The sequence below is a fragment of the Azospirillum sp. P4_B5 genome (genome assembly GCF_056402275.1).
Genome location: NZ_JBFUHT010000003.1, coordinates 116880 through 135202, shown reverse-complemented (window position 1 = coordinate 135202; position 18323 = coordinate 116880). Strand labels below are relative to the sequence as shown.

Annotated in this window: 19 protein-coding genes and 1 tRNA gene; 10 read left to right on the top strand and 10 right to left on the bottom strand. The window is 68.3% G+C overall.

Annotated features, from left to right (window positions below):
• Positions 1 to 10: 10 nt before the first annotated feature.
• The gene (locus AC1DVI_RS03345; RefSeq protein ID WP_014240426.1) at positions 11 to 307 is read right to left on the bottom strand and encodes an ETC complex I subunit; all 297 of its coding nucleotides are present in this window, start codon (positions 305 to 307) and stop codon (positions 11 to 13) included.
• Between the two features lie 49 nt (positions 308 to 356).
• Positions 357 to 434 (bottom strand) — tRNA-Pro (locus tag AC1DVI_RS03340).
• A 118-nt stretch (positions 435 to 552) separates the two neighbouring features.
• Between AC1DVI_RS03340 and AC1DVI_RS03335 the strand changes: the two genes are divergently transcribed.
• On the top strand, positions 553 to 1056 hold the full coding sequence (locus AC1DVI_RS03335; RefSeq protein ID WP_476956747.1) for a hypothetical protein: 504 nt from the start codon (positions 553 to 555) through the stop codon (positions 1054 to 1056).
• 13 nt (positions 1057 to 1069) lie between these two features.
• Here AC1DVI_RS03335 and AC1DVI_RS03330 read toward each other — a convergent pair whose 3' ends face one another.
• From AC1DVI_RS03330 to AC1DVI_RS03315, 4 genes are all read right to left on the bottom strand, one after another.
• A complete protein-coding gene (locus AC1DVI_RS03330; protein ID WP_476956746.1) occupies positions 1070 to 1552 on the bottom strand; it encodes a DUF192 domain-containing protein in 483 nt (160 codons plus the stop codon).
• Between the two features lie 82 nt (positions 1553 to 1634).
• Positions 1635 to 2189 carry a hypothetical protein gene (locus tag AC1DVI_RS03325; RefSeq protein ID WP_476956745.1) on the bottom strand — a complete coding sequence of 185 codons (555 nt, stop codon included), beginning with the start codon at positions 2187 to 2189 and terminating at the stop codon, positions 1635 to 1637.
• A complete protein-coding gene (locus AC1DVI_RS03320; RefSeq protein WP_476956744.1) occupies positions 2186 to 2743 on the bottom strand; it encodes a hypothetical protein in 558 nt (185 codons plus the stop codon). Before AC1DVI_RS03320 ends, AC1DVI_RS03325 begins: the two co-directional genes overlap by 4 nt.
• A gap of 157 nt (positions 2744 to 2900) precedes the next feature.
• Entirely contained in the window at positions 2901 to 4052 is a 1152-nt protein-coding gene (locus AC1DVI_RS03315) for an acetoin utilization protein AcuC (protein WP_476956743.1), read from the bottom strand.
• Between the two features lie 138 nt (positions 4053 to 4190).
• Here AC1DVI_RS03315 and AC1DVI_RS03310 point away from each other — a divergent pair, with 138 nt between their 5' ends.
• Positions 4191 to 4949: a DUF1194 domain-containing protein gene (locus tag AC1DVI_RS03310; protein ID WP_476956742.1), complete on the top strand. Its 759-nt coding sequence runs from the start codon at positions 4191 to 4193 to the stop codon at positions 4947 to 4949.
• A 79-nt stretch (positions 4950 to 5028) separates the two neighbouring features.
• Complete coding sequence (locus tag AC1DVI_RS03305; protein WP_476956741.1) at positions 5029 to 5853, top strand: universal stress protein; 825 nt, start codon at positions 5029 to 5031, stop codon at positions 5851 to 5853.
• 43 nt (positions 5854 to 5896) lie between these two features.
• On the opposite strand, the gene AC1DVI_RS03300 is transcribed toward AC1DVI_RS03305, so the two are convergent.
• The 4 genes from AC1DVI_RS03300 to AC1DVI_RS03285 form a co-directional block, all read right to left on the bottom strand.
• On the bottom strand, positions 5897 to 7384 hold the full coding sequence (locus AC1DVI_RS03300) for a sodium:proton antiporter (protein WP_476956740.1): 1488 nt from the start codon (positions 7382 to 7384) through the stop codon (positions 5897 to 5899).
• 114 nt (positions 7385 to 7498) lie between these two features.
• A complete protein-coding gene (locus tag AC1DVI_RS03295) occupies positions 7499 to 7879 on the bottom strand; it encodes a DUF1850 domain-containing protein (protein WP_476956739.1) in 381 nt (126 codons plus the stop codon).
• Positions 7876 to 9972 carry a TRAP transporter permease gene (locus tag AC1DVI_RS03290; RefSeq protein WP_476956738.1) on the bottom strand — a complete coding sequence of 699 codons (2097 nt, stop codon included), beginning with the start codon at positions 9970 to 9972 and terminating at the stop codon, positions 7876 to 7878. Before AC1DVI_RS03290 ends, AC1DVI_RS03295 begins: the two co-directional genes overlap by 4 nt.
• A gap of 31 nt (positions 9973 to 10003) precedes the next feature.
• Positions 10004 to 10942 (bottom strand): TAXI family TRAP transporter solute-binding subunit, encoded by a 939-nt coding sequence (locus tag AC1DVI_RS03285; protein ID WP_476956737.1) that lies wholly within the window; start codon positions 10940 to 10942, stop codon positions 10004 to 10006.
• Between the two features lie 318 nt (positions 10943 to 11260).
• On the opposite strand from AC1DVI_RS03285, the gene AC1DVI_RS03280 reads away from it, so the two are divergent.
• The 7 genes from AC1DVI_RS03280 (at position 11261) to AC1DVI_RS03250 (ending at position 18318) form a co-directional block, all read left to right on the top strand.
• Positions 11261 to 11758 carry a (2Fe-2S)-binding protein gene (locus AC1DVI_RS03280; protein ID WP_035673773.1) on the top strand — a complete coding sequence of 166 codons (498 nt, stop codon included), beginning with the start codon at positions 11261 to 11263 and terminating at the stop codon, positions 11756 to 11758.
• 35 nt (positions 11759 to 11793) lie between these two features.
• The gene (locus AC1DVI_RS03275; RefSeq protein WP_476956736.1) at positions 11794 to 14184 is read left to right on the top strand and encodes a xanthine dehydrogenase family protein molybdopterin-binding subunit; all 2391 of its coding nucleotides are present in this window, start codon (positions 11794 to 11796) and stop codon (positions 14182 to 14184) included.
• Between the two features lie 15 nt (positions 14185 to 14199).
• On the top strand, positions 14200 to 14994 hold the full coding sequence (locus tag AC1DVI_RS03270; RefSeq protein WP_476956735.1) for an FAD binding domain-containing protein: 795 nt from the start codon (positions 14200 to 14202) through the stop codon (positions 14992 to 14994).
• 170 nt (positions 14995 to 15164) lie between these two features.
• Entirely contained in the window at positions 15165 to 16088 is a 924-nt protein-coding gene (locus AC1DVI_RS03265) for an AAA family ATPase (RefSeq protein ID WP_476956734.1), read from the top strand.
• Between the two features lie 6 nt (positions 16089 to 16094).
• The gene (locus tag AC1DVI_RS03260) at positions 16095 to 17294 is read left to right on the top strand and encodes a vWA domain-containing protein (protein ID WP_476956733.1); all 1200 of its coding nucleotides are present in this window, start codon (positions 16095 to 16097) and stop codon (positions 17292 to 17294) included.
• Positions 17291 to 17605 (top strand): XdhC family protein, encoded by a 315-nt coding sequence (locus AC1DVI_RS03255; RefSeq protein ID WP_035673760.1) that lies wholly within the window; start codon positions 17291 to 17293, stop codon positions 17603 to 17605. The genes AC1DVI_RS03260 and AC1DVI_RS03255 overlap by 4 nt, the downstream gene beginning before the upstream one ends.
• Positions 17602 to 18318 (top strand): XdhC family protein, encoded by a 717-nt coding sequence (locus AC1DVI_RS03250; protein ID WP_476956732.1) that lies wholly within the window; start codon positions 17602 to 17604, stop codon positions 18316 to 18318. Before AC1DVI_RS03255 ends, AC1DVI_RS03250 begins: the two co-directional genes overlap by 4 nt.
• Positions 18319 to 18323: the final 5 nt, after the last annotated feature.

Here is an 18323-nt window from a genome sequence, read left to right as displayed (position 1 = left end):
CCGGTCCGGATCAGAATCGCGGACGGTCCATACGGAAGTTGTCGGCGTAGTTGCGCGGACGAACGCGGCGCACCGGCGCATCCTGGACCGTATAGTCCCAGCCCTTGCGCTGGGCGAAGGCGACCGCCTCCTCCGACGTCTCGAAACCGATGCGCACTTGGTTCAGCGTGTCGCCGGAGCTGATCCAGCCCATCAGCGGCTCCGGACGGCGCGGGGTTTCGATCTCGTATTCGAGCAACCAACGATGCGTCTTGGCACGCCCGGACTGAGTGGCCGCTTTGCTCGGCTGGTAGATCCGGACCTTCATGACGCGGCATCTCCTCTGATACGTGCGTGGTGCATCGTTCGAATTTCGTTGGTCGGGGCGCCCGGATTCGAACCGGGGGCCTCCAGTACCCAAAACTGGCGCGCTGACCAGACTGCGCTACGCCCCGACGTCGCGCAGTGGAATACACGAACCCTGAGCGGACGGCAAGACGCTGCCGCATCTATCCCGCAGGGTGGACCTTCCGTATGATGCCGCCCCTTTCGACCGCGCCGATTGCTCCCTCCGTGAACGCCACCTCCTCGCCCCCGCCCCGCCTCGCCGTCTTCGTGTCCGGGCTGGACGACACCCCGGCCGGACGCGCCGCTGTGGCTCTGGCCGATGCCCTGCTGCGGCGGGGATATGGGCTCGACGTCATGGCCCCGATGGGGGGAGGATTGTTGCGGGCGGCGCTGCACCCGGGCATCGGCCAGATCGACCTCGCCAAGCGCCACACCGGCACTTCCGTCCTCGCGCTCGCGCGTATCGTCGCGGAGCGGCGGCCGGCCGGCCTGATCGGGGTGGGAGGGGACGCCGGACTCGTCGCCCTTGGCGCCGTCCGGCTGGCGCGGCAGGGCACGCCCGCGGCGGTGCTGGAGGAACAGCCGCCGTCCGTCGGTGGGGTGCGGCGCGCCTTGCGGATGTGGCTGCACCCGCGCGCCTGCATCGTGGTGAGCGGCGCCGCCACGCCCCCTGAGGAGGCCGCCCGGCTCGTCCTGACCACCTTCGGGTTGCCCGATGAGGCTCGTTAGCGCCGCGGCGCCGTCACTTCGCGGTGCCGAACGCCGCGTGCGCCACCCGATCGCCCGGACGGATCCCCAGACGCGCGCTCATGCCGCCGTTGATCTCCAGAATGCCCTTCACCGGACCGGCCGAGTTCACCGCGTCCAGCGATTGCGGCACGGCGTTGGCGTGGATGTTCACGATCCGGCCGTTCGTGCCGATGAAGATCATGTCGAGCGGGATCAGGGTGTTCTTCATCCAGAAGCTGGCCGGCTGCGGGCGGTCGTAGATGAACAGCATGCCGGAGTCGGCGGCCATCTTCTCGCGGAACATCAGCCCCTGCGCCTGCTGCACCGGGGTTTCCGCCAGTTCCACGTCGAAGCGGTACTTGCCGCCGCCCGCCGTCTCGACGGTCAGGGAGGAGCGCGCGAAGCTCTCCAACGCCGCCGCCGGCAAGGCCGACAGCAGAATCGCGGCCCCCATCAGAAGCCCGCCCAAAAGGCCACGCACAGCCCGTCCGATCATCGCGACCAACCCATTCCTTGACGTTCAGAGCTTGGACGATGCCGCCGCGATGTGCGGCTGTCCAGCGGCCTCTTCGACGGCGTCACGCCGCCGTCCGGTCGGTGGCGGTGGTGTAAATGTCTTTGGTCAGCGGCTTGACCTGCTTGATCTGGTAGCCGGGGCGAGCGCTGAAGCGGCGGATGGCCCGCTCCCCGGCTTCCCGGTCGCTCTCGGCCCAGACCAGATAGTCGCGGCCGCGCGCCCATTCGACGGCAAGCGGGTGCAAGGCGTCGATCTCGCCGATCTGGGTGTTGACGACGGTCACCAGCCATTCCCTGTCGTTCGGATTGCGCCGGTCGGTCAGGATCAGGAGTTGGGGCCGCTGTTTGGTCTGCGCCTCGGACAGGCGTCGCTGGATGTCCGACTGCTTGCGCCGAGCCTCGACGGTGTCGGCCATGCACTCGTCGATCTCCTTGACGAGGCTCTCCTCCTCGCGATGGAGCCGGCGGATCGTCGCTTCCAGCTTGCCGATGGAATCCTTGGCGGCGCGCATCCGGCTGCGGCTCTGCGCAACCTGCGAATCGACCGCAAGCAGCACATTGCCCAGCCACGCCCCGATGGCGATGATCCCCAGGATGATGAGGAAGTTGATCATCATGAGGAGGGCGCCTTGATGCGGGCGGGGTTGAGGCGCCCCTGCGTCTTCTGAAACGTCTTGGTGAAGCCCATCTTGAAGGGGAACGCCACCTCGACGAGTTGCTTGGCCTCCTCCGCGTTGGACGCCCAGACCTCCGCCACGTTGGCGCAGCGCCAGATCGGGTTGACTTGGGACTTGTCGCCACCGGAAGAGGCCTTCTCCTGGGCGACGTTCACCATGAACTTCGACAGGCCGGCCTGAGGGTCGCCCACCTCGTGCACGAACACGGGTGGCTGGAGGGCGATTTCCGCGATTGCCCGCTCCATCTTGCGGTTTTCGGTTTCGGCGCGGTGCTTCTCGGCGGACGCTTGGTTGCGCCGCTGCACCTTGCCGTTCACCCGGTCCTGAAGCTCATGGATTTCCGAATGCAGGACGTAGATGCGGTTCTCAAGCTGGTCGATGCCTGCGGAGCGATGAAGAAAGTCGGGCAGGAAACGCTTCAGCATCATGGCGACCGGCACCGCGGCCAGCATCATCGCGGCGATGGTCAGCAGGAGCAAGGTGGTGTTGGACATCGGCGGCCTGCCCCTCTCCCTCTCCGGCTCCCGGTTTCCGGCATGGCGTGATTCATCGAAATGACCAGCGGACAGCGCGATTCGCGCGAATCAGGCTGTCCGATTCGTCCCAATACGTCAACTGCGTGACATACGTGAATGAAAAACTTTCCAAAGATTATCCAGTGCGGACCATCTTCGTGATTGCCGCAGCGGCAACGCGACGCACCTCGTCGCGCAGCGGACCGGGACGCGGCGCGTCGGCCAGGGTGGTGAACCAATGCGCCGGCGGATTGCGCCCGGCGGCGCGCGACCAGGACAGCGCCCGCAGCACGCCCTCGGCCTCCGGCGTCGGCGGCACCGCCGGGTCGATGCCGTTCAGCACTGCCCAGATCCCGGCCCAGCAGCGTCCGACGGACCAGGGATTGTAGCCCCCGCCCCCAACCACCATCAGGCGCGGTGCCAGCCCCATCAACGCCCTCACCGCCCGCCACAGCGCGCCGTTCGACAGCTCCAGCCGGCTCAGCGGGTCTTCGGCGAGCGCGTCGGCCCCGGTCTGAATGACCAGCGCCTGGGGGCGGAACGCCTGTCCCATTGGCAGGATCACCGTCTCCAGAAGGTAATCCATCTCCGTGTCGTTGAACGCCGGCGGGACCGGCAGATTGAAAGCCAGAGCGCCGGGCCGATCCTCCGCCTTGCCGGTGAAGGGCCAGCGCCCGTCCTCATGGACCGACAGGGTCAGCACACGATCGTCGTCGGCGAAGGCGTCCTCAACCCCATCGCCGTGGTGGGCGTCGAGGTCCACATAAAGCACCCGTTCGATTCCGGAATCGAGCAGAGCCAGAATGCCCAGCACCGGAGCGTTGAGGTAGCAGAAGCCGCTGGCCCGCCCCGGACGGGCGTGATGGGTGCCGCTGGCCGGGCTGTAGACGATGCCGGCGGGCGCCTCCGCCAGCAGGCGCCCGGCCAGGACGGCGGCACCGGTGCTGATGGCGGGACGGCGGAACATCTCCGGAAAGACCGGATTCTCCATCCGGCCGAGGTTGTAGCGCTCCCCCGTTTCGGCATCCACCCGCTGATCCGCCTCTGCGCGGTGGAGGGCGGCGATGTAATCCGGGGTGTGGAACCGGCCCAGTTCCTGCGGCGACGCCAGTGGGCTGTCGCGGTAGACCGCGTCGGGCAGCCATCCCATGGCACGGCTGAGGTCGATGGCGGTGGACACCCGCGGAATGGCCAGCGGGTGCTTCGCTCCATAGCTGGAGCCCCGGTAGATCTCGCTGCCCAGGAACAGAGGGCGGGCGGGAAATTCGTTCGGAGAATCGGTCGGCATGGGGTGGAGAGGTGGAGCGGCGACAACCGTCCGTCAACGTCTTGTGCACAAGGCCCCTTGTCGTGGCCCCGTGGCGATCTCTTTTCTTGAGGGGGCTTGGCCCTTGGGGTCTGGGACATCCGCGGGGGGAGGCACGGCATGGACGGTGCGTGGCGTCTGGCGGGGATGGCCGCCGCGGTTCTTGTCGTCGGCGGAGCGGGCGCGCCGGCCCAGGCCGACACGCCGGTCGATCTGGAATTGGTGCTTGCCGTGGACGTGTCCGGCAGCGTGGACGCGGAGGAAGGCCGCCTCCAGCGGGAAGGTTACGTCGCCGCCCTCACCGACGCGAAGGTCCAGGCGGCCATCCGTGGCGGCCCCTATGGGCGCATCGCCGTCACCTATGTCGAATGGGCCGGGGACAGCTTCCAGCGCATCACCGTGCCCTGGACCCTGCTGAGCGACCACGGCAGCGTTGAAGCCTTCGCCTCCTCCGTCGCCGAATCTCCCTATCTCAGCGCGCAGTGGACCTCGATCAGCGCGGCCATCGACTTCAGCGTCCGCCTGTTCAACGACAACGGGTTCGAAGGGGCGCGGCGGGTGATCGACGTGTCGGGCGACGGGGTCAACAACCGCGGGCGCCCGGTGCAGTGGGCGCGCGACGAGGCGGTCGCCGCCGGGATCACCATCAACGGCCTGCCGATCCTCAACGACCGGCCCAATCCCTGGGGCGGGGCGGCGCCGACGAATCTCGACGGCTATTACGAGGAGCATGTGATCGGTGGGCCGGGCGCCTTCCTGGTGCCCGCCGTCAGCTTCGAAGCCTTCGCCGACGCCATTTTGAGCAAGCTGCTTCTGGAAATCTCCGGCCTTCCTCCCGGACACGGCGTGGGCGGACGCACAGGCGTCGCCAGCCGCTAGCCGGGTCGTTGCCAGATTGGCTCAACAAACATTACCTATGGAGTGCCGGTCATCCGGTTCGAAACCTGCGAGCGAGACCATGCCGATCAAGACGATCCTGCTGCACATGTCGAACGACGAGCGCCATTCCCAGCGGCTGGAGGCGGCTGCCATCCTCGCCAAGCGCTTCTCCGCCTTCGTCGAGGTGCTGTTCGTCGCCACGCCGGTGTCCATGCCCGCCGCGGTGACCGGACGCGCGGCCTCCTACGCCTACATCGCGGAGGCCACGGCCATTGCCCACGAGAAGGCCGAGCAGATCGAGCAGGAGGTGCGGCAGACGCTCAAGGACTGCTCCTACTCCTGGACGATCGAGGAGGGCGACCATGTGGAGCTGCTGGCCGCCCGCGCTGTCTACGCCGATCTGGCCGTGGTGACACAGAGCCACGACGACGAGCGCGGCGACCGGGTGGCACTCCAGGTGCCGGACCGGCTGCCGCTGACCAGCCCCTGCCCCACGTTGGTTCTGCCCTACGCCGCTCCGCTCGCCACGGCGATCGGGCGCCATGTGGTGGTGGCGTGGAAGAACACGCGGGAGGCAGGGCGCGCCGTGCGCAACGCCCTGCCGTTTCTGAAGGAGGCGGAGAGGGTCACCGTGGTCACCATCGACCCGCCGGGCCACAGGCTGGACAGCGGGCGCGACCTGATGATCTGGCTGGAGCGCCACGGCGTGCGCAGCCAGCATCAGGCGACCATCTTTCAGGGAGGCGACGTCGGGGACGTCCTGATCAGCTCTTGCCGCGAGTTGGGCGGCGATCTTCTGGTGATGGGGTCCTACGGCCATTCCCGCCTGCGCGAGATGGTCCTCGGCGGCGCCACCCGAACGGTTCTGGCGAATCTGGACGTGCCGGTGCTGATGTCCCACTGACGGGGAAACGCCGGGCGGCGACGGGCCGCCCGGCATCCGAGCTTTAGAGGAAGAACACCCAGGTCACCAGGACGAACAGCGGCACCAGGATGCCGAAGGACCACAGCATGTAGCCGAAGAAGCTCGGCATCGCCACGCCGCGCTCCTCCGCGATGGCCTTGACCATGAAGTTCGGCGCGTTGCCGATGTAGGTGTTGGCGCCCATGAACACCGCGCCCGCCGAAATGGCCGTCAGGGTCACGGCAAGGTCGGTCATCAACACCTGCGCGTCGCCGCCCGCGGTGTTGAAGAAGATCAGGTAGGTCGGTGCGTTGTCGAGGAAGCTGGACAGGATGCCCGCCGCCCAGAAATAGGCCGCCGGGACCGGCTGGCCGTCCTGGTTCACCGCGGCGATGATGGCGCCCAGCGCACCGTCCGTGCCCGCCCGCAGGATGGCGATGGCCGGGATGATGGTCAGGAAGATCGCCGCGAACAGCTTCGCCACCTCCAGGATCGGCCCCCAGGTGAAGGCGTTCAGGCGGCGGCTGCGCGCGCTGGTCAGCACCAGCGACAGACCGGTGATGCCGAGAAGCAGCAGGTTGCTCACCATCGTCTCCAGCGGCACGTGGATGTGGTAGATCTCCACCCCCACTCCCGGATGCCAGACGCCGCTCAGCAGCACCGCGCCGACGATGGCGACGAGGAGGAGCAGATTGACCGCCCCCTCGATGCGCACCGGCTCCCGCTCATGCACGCCCTCGATCAGCGGATGCTTGCCGGGGTCCTTGGTGTGCAGGTAGAGGTCGACCAGGAAGTAGATCGCCAGCAGGCAGCCCGCCACCAGCACCATCGGCCAGAACAGGTGCACGGTCGGCCAGAAGAAGCCGACCCCCTTCAGGAAACCGAGGAACAGCGGCGGATCGCCCAGCGGCGTCAGCGAGCCGCCGACGTTCGACACCAGGAAGATGAAGAAGACGACGGTGTGCACCTTGTGCCGCCGGTGCTCGTTGGCGCGGATCAGCGGCCGGATCAGCAGCATCGAGGCGCCGGTCGTTCCCATGAGGCTCGCCAGCAGCGTGCCCAGCCCCAGCCCCAGCGTGTTCGCCAGCGGCGTTCCCACCAGGGTGCCGCAGATCCGCACGCCGCCCGCCACTGTGAACAAGGCGGTCAGCAGCACGATGAAGGGAATGTATTCGAGAAGCAGGGTGTGCAGCAGTTCGTAGGTGGCGAGCCCCGCCCCGAAGGCCAGCGCGAAGGGCAGCAGGAAGGCAATGGCCCAGCCGGCGGCGACCTTGCCGAAATGATGGTGCCAGAAGGACGGCGCCAGCAGTGGCATCAGCGCGATGGACAGCAGAATCCCGACGAAAGGAATCACCCAGAAGACGTTCAGGTCGCGCCCGTCGAGATGTGGTGCGCCCGTTGCTTCCGCCGCCAGGGCCAACCCCGGCAGTGCGGCGGCGGCGAGGCCCGCCAGCACGGCCGTAGGGACGGCCAGGGAACGGGTGAGGCGATTTCGGGTCGGTCCGGGTCGGGTCGGTCGGGCGTCGATCATAACACGCATTCATCTGTAATATCAGTTACCGAAGTATGCGTCTCCGAAAGGGCTAAGCCAAGCCGGAACGCCCCTTCGGAATTTCCTTCCCCGCCGTGCGTGAATAACGTGACTCTAGCCGCAGGGCTTCAGTTCGAGGGGACTCGGCACCGGCCCGTCGATCCAGCCATGAAGCGGGCGGCAGGTCCCCTCCACGCACAGTTCGTGCTCCGGCGTGAAGGAGGAAGCGGCCAGGACCACCCGTTCCAACGGCGGCACCGCCGGCACCCAGACCCACCAGCCAGCGGCCAAGCGGGCGTCCGCGGGCGGCTCCATCCCGGCGCCGCCCCCCTTCACACGGGCTTCGGCCAGGACGAGACGTCCGTCCTCGATGCGCCATTCCTCCCGCCATTCGGTCTTCTCCACCGAATGGATCCAGGAGAGCGAGAAAGCGGACCCCGGCAGGGCGGCGAGAACCGCCCCGCCGAGCGCCGACAGGCATAACGCTGCACTCATGCCGGGGCGCTGCTCCGCCCCACGCGGCGCAGGCGATGGCGCTGCCACAGCAGGAAGGCCGCCGTCATGACGAATCCGGTTTCGTCGGTCACCGGAAGCGCCACGACGAACAGGAAGGCGGCCGCTGCCGCGAACACCCGCTCCGCCAGGTTGAGAGGCGTCCAGAAGAAGCCGATGGTCGCCGCCCCCCACAGCCCAATGGCGATCAGCGCCTTGAGCAGGACATAGGCCACGGCCAGCGGATCGTTGGTCTGGAGCATCAGCGCGGGGGAATAGACGGCCATGAAGGGCACGACATAGCCGGCCATGGCGATCCGCGTGGCTATCCAGCCGACCTGCATGTGTCCTGCCCGGCAGATCGACGAGGCCGCCAGCGCCGCCAGCGCCACCGGCGGTGTCAGGTCGGCCATGATGCCGAAGTAGAAGACGAACATGTGCGACACGATCAGCGGCACGCCCATCTGCAGCAGGGCCGGCGCCGCGATGGCCGCCGTGACGATGTAGTTGGCCGTCGTCGGCAGTCCGGTGCCCAGCAGGATGCAGGCCAGCATGGTGAGGATCAGCGCGACCAGCAGGTTGCCGCCGGAAAGCTGAACAATCGTTCCGGCGAAGCTGGAGGCCAGACCGGTCAGCGTCAGCATGCCGATCAGCACACCGACCAGCGCGCAGGCCACGCCCACGCCGACCGCGTTCTTGGCGCCGTCGGCAAGGCTGTTCACCAGCATGGCCAGCGTCTCCCGTCCGCCCTTGATGATCAGGCAGGGGATGATCAGCAGGCCGACGATGGCGAAGGCCAGATGCTCCGTCCGCCAACCCATCCGCCACAGCGCCGCCGCGACGAGGCCCAGCACGACCCAGAAGGCGACGCGCAAGGCCATCGGCCCGATGGAGCCGACGATCCTAGTGCCGAGGATCAGCGCGATGGTCGACGCGATGCCGATCACCCCCGCGAACAGCGGCGTGAAACCGGAGAACAGCAGGTAGACCAGCGCCGCCAGCGGCAGGATCAGGTACCAGCCCTCGATCAGCGCGCGCGACACGCTGGGGCACTGGTCCTTCGGCAAACCGACGAGGTTGCGCTTGCCGGCTTCCAGATGGACCATCCAGAAGGCGCTGCCGAAATAGAGAATCGCCGGGATCGCCGCGGCGATGGCGATGTCGCTGAACGGGACGCCGATGGTCTCGGCCATGATGAAGGCCGCGGCCCCCATGACCGGCGGCATGAGCTGGCCGCCCATGCTGGCCGTGGCCTCGACCGCTCCGGCGAAGGCCGGGCGGTAGCCGAAACGCATCATCAGGGGAATGGTGAACTGACCGGTGGTCAGCACGTTCGCCACGCCCGAGCCGTTGATCGTCCCCATGAAGCCGGAGGAGATGACCGCCACCTTCGCCGGCCCGCCCTTGGCATGGCCGACGAGGCCCAGCGACACGTCGTTGAACAGCTTGATCATGCCGGCGCGCTCCAGGAATGCGCCGAACAGGATGAACAGGAAGATGAAGGTCGACGAGACGAAGGTGGGGGTGCCGTAGATGCCCTCGGTCGACAGGAAAAGGTTGTCGATGACCTGGTCAATGTCATAGCCGCGGTGGGCCAGCCCGAAAGGCAGATGCCGCCCGAACAGCGCGTAGGGAATGAAGACGCCGCAGATGATCGGCAGCGCCCACCCCATGATGCGCCGGGCGGCCTCGAACACCAGGGCGACGGTGACGGCCCCGGCCACGAGGTCCGTCATGCTCGGATCGCCCGACCGCTGGATCAGGTCGACCTCGAACACATAGTGGTACAGACCCAGCGCGAAGGCGCCCAGGCCCAGCAGCCAATCGTACCAGGGCACGCTGCGCCGTTCCCCGTGCGAGCGAAAGCCGAACAGGGTGAAGGTCATCAGCAGCAGGAAGCCGACATGGACCGACCGGACGACCAGACTGGACAGCGGGTTGAACGCCGCCGTCCAGATCTGGAACACCGAGAAGGCCACCGCGATGGCGAAGACGGCCTTTCCGGCGACGCCTTCGAAGGCCACGACCGTGGAGGGATTCTCGCGGTCGATCGCTTGGCGGATCTTGCTGTCCGCCGCTTGAGGAGATGCGCTCATCGCACGGGATTCCCGGACCGACGCGACGCGCTTACATCAGGCCCTTTTCCTTGTAGAACTTCTCGGCGCCCGGATGCAGCGGCACCGGCGACTGGATGGCGGTCGCGTCCAGCTTGATCTGCTTGGCGGCGGCGTGGGCCGCGGCCATCGCGTCGAGATTCTCGAACATCGCCTTGGTCATCGCATAGACCGCGTCTTCCGACACGCCGGCGTGGGTGACCAGCAGGTTGCGCACCGCCGCGGTCGGCACCGGCTCGCCCTGGCCGCTGTAGCTGTTGGCCGGGATGGTCTCGGCGATGTAAGCCGGGTCGCCGACCTTCTGGATCACGTCCGCCGGGATCGACACGATGGTGATGTCCTGCGAGGTCGCCAGATCCTTGATCGCCGCCACGCCGAGGCCCGCGGAGATCAGCGTCGCGTCGAGCTGCCGGTTCTTGATCAGGTCCACCGATTCGGCGAAGGGCAGATACTCGGTCTTGGAGAAGTCCTTGTAGCCCAGCCCGGCGGCGGCGAAGATCGCGCGGGCGTTCAGCTCGGTGCCCGACTTCGGCGCGCCGACCGACACGCGCTTGCCCTTCAGGTCGGCCAGCGTCTTCACGCCGGAGTCCTTGCTGGCGACGATCTGGATGTAGTTGGGGTAGATCGCGGCGACGGTGCGCAGCTTGGTCAGCTTGGTCTTGAAGCCGGCCTCCTCGTCGCCCTTCCAGGCGCCGCTCAGCGAATCGCCGAGCGAGAAGGCGATCTCGCCGCGCTCCGACTGGAGGAGGTTCAGGTTCTCGACCGACGCCTTGGTCGCCTGGACCGTGACCTTGGCCCCCGGGATGGCCTTGCCGTAGATGCCCGACAGCGCGACGCCCAGCGGGTAATAGACGCCGCTGGTGCCGCCGGTCAGGACGGTGACGAACTGCTCGGCCTGGGCCGGCAGCGCGGTGAGCATGCAGACGCCGACCGCGGCCAGGAAACGCTTCATTCTACTTCCCTCCCAAAAGGCTGTCCGTCTCGGATCGTTCGTAAGACGCTTTGGTTTGCGTCGGATTGTTGGGTATCCTAACTTGCGGGCGGTGGGTCCGCCAGTCCGTAGGATCCGAAAGAAACGCGGCGGTTCGGCGCAATCCCTCTCCCTTCGGAGGAGGCCGAACGGCGTCTTGACCGGATAGGACGACGCCCCCCTATCCTTGTTCCGGTAGGTCCTGCGCCACACTTTATCCCGCAGAGTTGGAAGAACCGTCGAAAGAAGCGTCGCGAAGGTCGGGGCAACAGAACGTCACCAACAATGGGAGGACAGCGGATGCCGTGTACCGTTTCCATGACCGTCAACGGAAAGGCGGTCTCGCGCGAGGTGGAGGAGCGGACCCTGCTGGTCACCTTCCTCCGTGACCAGCTCGGCCTGACCGGCACCCATGTCGGTTGCGACACCAGCCAGTGCGGCGCCTGCGTCGTCCATATCGACGGGCGGTCGGTGAAGTCCTGCACCATGCTGGCCGCGCAGGCGGACGGCGCCGCGGTCACCACCATCGAGGGGCTGGCGGCGGCGGACGGCACGCTGCACCCGATGCAGGCGGCCTTCCGCGAGCATCACGGCCTGCAATGCGGCTTCTGCACGCCGGGCATGGTGATGAGCGCCGTCGATCTGGTGACGGCCAACCCCTCCCCCAGCGAGCACGAGGTCCGCGAAGGGCTGGAGGGCAACATCTGTCGCTGCACCGGCTACCACAACATCGTCAAGGCGGTGATGGCCGGGGCGGAGGCGATGCAGGGCGGCACGATGAAGGCCGCCGCCGAATAACAACGGGCAAAGGCTCTCATGGGAGGAACACGAAGATGGCGAACCCCACCGGCATCGGCGCTTCCGTGCGCCGGCGCGAGGACGCGCGCTTCCTGACCGGGCGCGGCACCTACACCGACGACATCAACCGGCCCGGACAGACCCACGCGGTCTTCGTCCGGTCCCCCTACGCCCACGCCCGCATCACCGGGATCGACGCGGCCGAGGCCATGCAGGCCCCCGGCGTGATCGCCGTACTGACCGGCGCCGACATGGAGGCCGACAAGGTCGGCAGCCTGCCTTGCGGCTGGCAGATCCACTCCAAGGACGGCTCCCCGATGAAGGAGCCGCCGCACTTCCCGATCGCCCGCGACCGCGCGCGCTACGTCGGCGACGCCGTCGCCGTGGTGATCGCCGAGACGCGCGAGCAGGCGAAGGACGCCGCCGAGCTGGTGATGGTCGATTACGAAGAGCTGCCGGCGGCGGTGACCTCGCTGAAGGCGCTGGAGGGCGGCGCGCCGCTGGTGCACGACGACGTCGGCGGCAACCTGTGCTTCGACTGGCATCTGGGTGACGCGGCGGCGGTGGACGCGGCCTTCGCGCAGGCGGCCCATGTCGCAAAGCTCGACCTGATCAACCAGCGCCTCATCCCCAACGCGATGGAGCCGCGGGCGGCGCTCGGCGAGTATGACCGGGCGACCGGCGAGCACACGCTGACCACCACCAGCCAGAATCCGCACGTCATCCGCCTGCTGATGGGCGCCTTCGTTCTGGGCATCCCGGAGCACAAGCTGCGCGTCGTCGCCCCCGACGTTGGCGGCGGCTTCGGCTCCAAGATCTTCCATTACGGGGAGGAGGCCGTCGTCACCTGGGCGGCGAAGAAGGTCGGGCGCCCGGTGAAATGGACCGCCGAACGCTCCGAGAGCTTCCTGACCGACGCCCACGGCCGCGACCATGTCAGCCACGCCGAGCTGGCGATGGACAAGGACGGCAATTTCCTGGCGCTGCGCGTCGCGACCATCGCCAACATGGGCGCCTACCTGTCCACCTTCGCACCGTCGATCCCGACCTACCTCTACGCCACGCTGCTGGCCGGCCAGTACAAGACCCCGGCGATCTACGCCGAGGTGAAGGCGGTCTTCACCAACACCGTGCCGGTGGACGCCTACCGCGGCGCCGGGCGGCCGGAGGCCTGCTACCTGATCGAACGGCTGGTCGAGGTCGCCGCCGCCGAGACCGGCATCGACAAGGCGGAGCTGCGCCGCCGCAACTTCGTGCCGGCCAGCGCCATGCCGTACCAGACGCCGGTGGCGCTGCAGTACGACACCGGCGACTTCGCCAAGAACCTCGACATCGCCCTGCCGCTGGTCGATTACGACGGCTTCGCAGCGCGCAAGGCCGAGTCCGCCCGGCGCGGCAAGCTGCGCGGCATCGGCTTCGCCACTTACATCGAGGCCTGCGGCATCGCCCCCAGCAACATCGCCGGGGCCCTCGGCGCGCGGGCCGGGCTCTACGAATCGGCGGAGGTGCGCTTCCATCCCACCGGCTCGGTGACGGTCTTCACCGGCTCCCACAGCCATGGGCAGGGGCACGAGACGACCTTCGCGCAGCTCGTCTCCGAACGCTTTGGCGTGCCCATCGAGAATGTGGAGATCGTCCACGGCGACACCAGCAAGATCCCCTTCGGCATGGGCACTTACGGCTCCCGGTCCCTGGCGGTCGGCGGGTCAGCCATCGTCAAGGCGATGGACAAGGTGGAGCGCAAGGCCAAGAAGATCGCCGCCCACATGCTGGAGGCCGCCGAGGCCGACATTGAGGCCAAGGACGGGCGTTTCGTCGTGGCGGGCACCGACAAGGCCCTGACCATCGGCGACATCGCCCTGCAAGCCTACGTTCCGCACAATTTCCCGCTCGACGAGTTGGAGCCGGGGCTGGACGAGCAGGCCTTCTACGACCCGAAGAACTTCACCTACCCCAACGGCTGCCACGTCTGCGAGGTCGAGATCGACCCCGACACCGGCGTGGTGCAGGTGGTCAGCTTCGCCGCCGTGGACGATTTCGGGCGGGTCATCAACCCGCTGATCGTCGAGGGTCAGGTGCATGGCGGGCTGGTCCAGGGCATCGGACAGGCGCTCTACGAGAACTGCGTCTATGACGAGGAATCCGGTCAGCTCATCACCGGCTCCTACATGGACTATTGCATGCCGCGGGCGGACGACGTGCCGTCCTTCACGGTGCGCTACCACGAGGACCAGCCCTGCACCCACAACCCGCTGGGCGTGAAGGGCTGCGGCGAGGCCGGGACCATCGGCGCCTCGGCCGCCGTGATGAACGCGGTGGTGCACGCCCTGTCCGAGTACGGCGTCACCCATCTCGACATGCCGGCGACCCCCGAGCGGGTCTGGCAGGCGATCCGGCGCCACACCCCCGCCCAGGCGGCCGAGTAAGAGGGAGGAGACATCATGTACGCCTTCACCTATCACCGCCCCAAGAGCGTCGCCGACGCCGTCGCCCTGCTCGGCCAGTTCGAAGACCCGAAGCTGCTGGGCGGCGGGCAGACGCTCCTGCCGACGCTCAAGCAGCGCCTCGCCCGTCCAAGCGACCTGATCGACCTCGGCCAGATTCCGGAGCTTCAGGGCATCCGGGAGGAGGCCGGCGGCCTGACCGTCGGCGCCTTCACCCGCCACGCGGATGTCGCCCATTCCGAGACGGTGCAACGCGTCATCCCGGCGCTGTCCAGCCTCGCCGAGGGCATCGGCGACCGGCAGGTGCGCAACATGGGCACGCTCGGCGGCTCGATCTGCAACGCCGACCCCTCGGCCGACTATCCCGCCGCGGTCGTCGCTCTGAAGGCCACGGTGCGGACCGACCGGCGGGAGATCGCCGGCGACGACTTCTTCACCGGCATGTTCGAGACGGCGCTGGAGCCCGGCGAGATCGTCACCGCCGTGCATTTCCAGAAGCCCGACAAGGCCGCCTACGCCAAGTTCCGCAACCCGGCCAGCCGTTACGCCATCGTCGGCGTGTTCGTGGCCGTGTTCGGGAGCGAGGTGCGGGTGGCGGTGACCGGCGCCGGCCCGTCCGTCTTCCGGGCGGACGACATGGAGGCGGCGCTGGCTCAGGACTTCCGCGCCGACGCCCTGAACGGCGCGTCGGTGTCGGCGGACGGGCTGAACGCCGACATCCACGCCAGCGCCGACTACCGCGCCCATCTGGTGCGGGTGATGGCAAGGCGCGCGGTGGAGGCGTGTGGGTGAGGACAAGCACCTTCGAAGTTCCCTCTCCCCTCTGGGGAGAGGGTTAGGGTGAGGGGGTTGCGCTTTTGCCGAACGTACACCGCCATGTACATCCCCCTCACCGGCCCTCCGGGCCACCCTCTCCCCAGAGGGGAGAGGGCTACCGCACCCCGTAAGGCATCCGTTCCACCATGCCCAACACCCTCCCCGCCTCCGTCGACGCCACACTGGACCTGCTGCGGCGGGGGAACTACGTCGCCGACCGCTCGCTGGCGACGGCGCTGTACCTCGCGCTGAAGCTGCGGCGTCCGCTGTTCCTGGAGGGTGAGGCCGGGGTCGGCAAGACCGAGATCGCCAAGGTGCTGTCCGCCACGCTGGGCCGGCGCCTGCTGCGGCTGCAATGCTACGAGGGGCTGGACGTCGCCGCGGCGGTCTATGAGTGGAACTACGCCCGGCAGATGATGGAAATCCGGCTGGCCGAGGCGTCGGGCGACCGCGACCGGGACGCGCTCGCCGCCGACCTGTTCTCCGAACGCTTCCTGATCAAGCGCCCGCTGCTCCAGGCGCTGGAACCCGACTTGGCCGGTCCTCCCGTCCTGCTGATCGACGAGTTGGACCGGACCGACGAGCCGTTCGAAGCCTATCTCCTCGAGATCCTCTCCGACTTCCAGGTCTCGATTCCGGAGTTCGGCACGGTCACAGCGCCGGAGCCGCCCATCGTCATCCTGACCTCCAACCGCACCCGCGAGATTCACGACGCGCTGAAGCGGCGCTGTTTCTACCACTGGGTCGACTACCCCAACGCCGAGCGTGAGCGCGCCATCCTTGCCGTGAAGGCACCGGAGGCCGACGCGCGGCTGGCCGCCCAGGTGGTCGGCGTCGTGCAGAGCCTGCGCGGCATGGACCTCTACAAGGCGCCGGGCGTGGCGGAGACTCTCGACTGGGCGCAGGCGCTGGTGGAGCTGAACCAGCTGGAGTTGGAACCGTCGGTCATCAACGACACGCTGGGCACGCTGCTGAAGTACCAGGACGACATCGCCCGCATCCAGGGCAGCGAGGCCGCGCGCATCCTGGCCCAGGTCAAGACGGAACTCGCCGCCAGCACGGCACGGTAAAAGACGATGCAAGGCGGCCTCGCCATCAACCTGATGCATTTCGCCCGCGCGCTGCGGGCGGCAGGGCTGCCGGTCGGGCCGGGCAAGCTGCTCCAGGCCGTCGAGGCGGTGGAGGCGGTGGGGATCGGCAACCGGGCGGACTTCTACTGGGCGCTGCACGCCGTTTTCGTGAATCGTCGCGACCAGCGTGAGGTCTTCGATCAGGCCTTCCACGTCTTCTGGCGCAACCCGGACATCCTGAAGCGGATGATGGGGCTGATGCTGCCGACCATCCGCACGGAGTCGCCGGACGCCCAGGACCCGCTGTCCCGCCGCGTCGCCGACGCGCTGCGTGGCACCACGCCGGAGGCCGAGGGGCCGGAAAAATCGGAAATCGAGGTGGACGCCGCCTTCACCGTTTCGGCCCAGGAGCGGTTGCAGGAGAAGGATTTCGAGAAAATGTCCGCGGCGGAGATGGCCGAGGCCAAGCGGATGCTCGCCCGCATCGCCCTGCCGGTGGCCGAGGTGACGACCCGCCGCCACCGTCCCGACCCGCGGGGGCCGCGCGTGGACCCGCGGGCGACGCTGCGGCGGATGCTGCGCTCCGGCGGCGATCTCGCCGATCTGGCGCGGCGCAGCCGCCGCACGCGCCCGCCGCCGCTGGTCGTGCTGTGCGACATCTCCGGCTCCATGACGCGCTACTCGCGGATGCTGCTGCATTTCATGCACGCGGTCAGCAACGACCGCGACCGGGTGCACAGCTTCGTCTTCGGCACCCGCCTGACCAACATCACCCGCCATCTGCGGCACAAGGACGTGGACGTGGCGCTGGACGCCGTGTCGGCGGCGGTGGCGGACTGGTCGGGGGGAACGCGCATTGGCGCGGCTCTGCACGCCTTCAACCGGACCTGGGCGCGCCGGGTCCTTGGCCAGGGGGCGGTGGTTCTGCTCATCACCGACGGGCTGGACCGCGATGCCGGCGAGGGGCTTGCGGCCGAGGCCGAACGGCTGCACAAGAGCTGCCGCCGTCTGGTCTGGCTGAACCCGCTCTTGCGGTGGGAGGGGTTCGCACCAAGATCCAGCGGTATCCGGGCCTTGTTGCCGCATGTGGACGACTTCCGCCCGGTCCACAACCTGAACAGTCTGGCCGGGCTCGCCGACGCGTTGAACCGCGACGGGCCGCGACGGGCCGAAAGCCTGCGCAAGTGGCTGAAGGAGGCCGCATGAAGGACGATATTCTGGAGCAGGCCGCGGGCTGGCGCGCGGAGGGCCGCAAGGTGGCCCTGGCCACCGTGGTCGCCACCTGGGGCTCATCCCCCCGCCCGGTGGGCAGCCAGATGGCGGTGGACGACGCCGGTTCGATGATCGGCTCCGTCTCCGGCGGCTGCATCGAGGGGGCCGTGGTGCACGAGGCGCGCAAGACCATGGAGGACGGCGAGCCCCGGATGATCTCCTTCGGGGTCAGCAACGAAATGGCTTGGGAGGTCGGGCTGGCCTGCGGCGGCCGGGTGCAGGTCTATGTCGAGGCTGTGGAATGAAGCGCGACATCACCGAACGGCTGCTGGCCGCCCGCAAGGCCGGGCGTCCCGTGGCCCTGGTCACCGACCTCGGCACCGGCCTTCAGACGCTGGTTTACGAGGACGCCGTCCACGGCGGCTTCGGGCTGGAAGACGACCTTTTGGAGGAGGTGCGGGAAAGGCTGCGCCAGGATCGTTCCGGCCTCATCAGCGATCAGGAGGACGAGGAGGACGGCGTCCAGCTGTTCGTCCAGACCCACAACCCGCCGCTGCGCCTGCTGGTGGTCGGCGCCGTGCACATCGCCCAGGCGCTGGCCCCCCTCGCCGCGCTGACCGGCTACGCCGTCACGGTGATCGACCCGCGCGGCTCCTTCGCCACGGAATCGCGCTTCCCCGGCGTTTCCCTGCACGACGCATGGCCGGACGAGGCGCTGTCCGCCTTGACGATCGACAACCGCACCGCCGTGGTGACCCTGACCCACGACCCCAAGCTGGACGACCCGGCCCTGCTGGTGGCCCTGCGCTCGCCGGCCTTCTACGTCGGCTCGCTCGGCAGCAAGCGCACCCACGCCAAGCGGCTGGAGCGGCTGAAGGAACAGGGCGTGACCGACGCGGAGCTGGCGCGCATCCACGCCCCGGTCGGGCTGGACATCGGCGCCGTGACCCCGGCGGAAATCGCCCTGTCGGTCATGGCCCAGATCACCGCCGTGCGGCGCAAGGCCGACGCGGCCTGACAGGA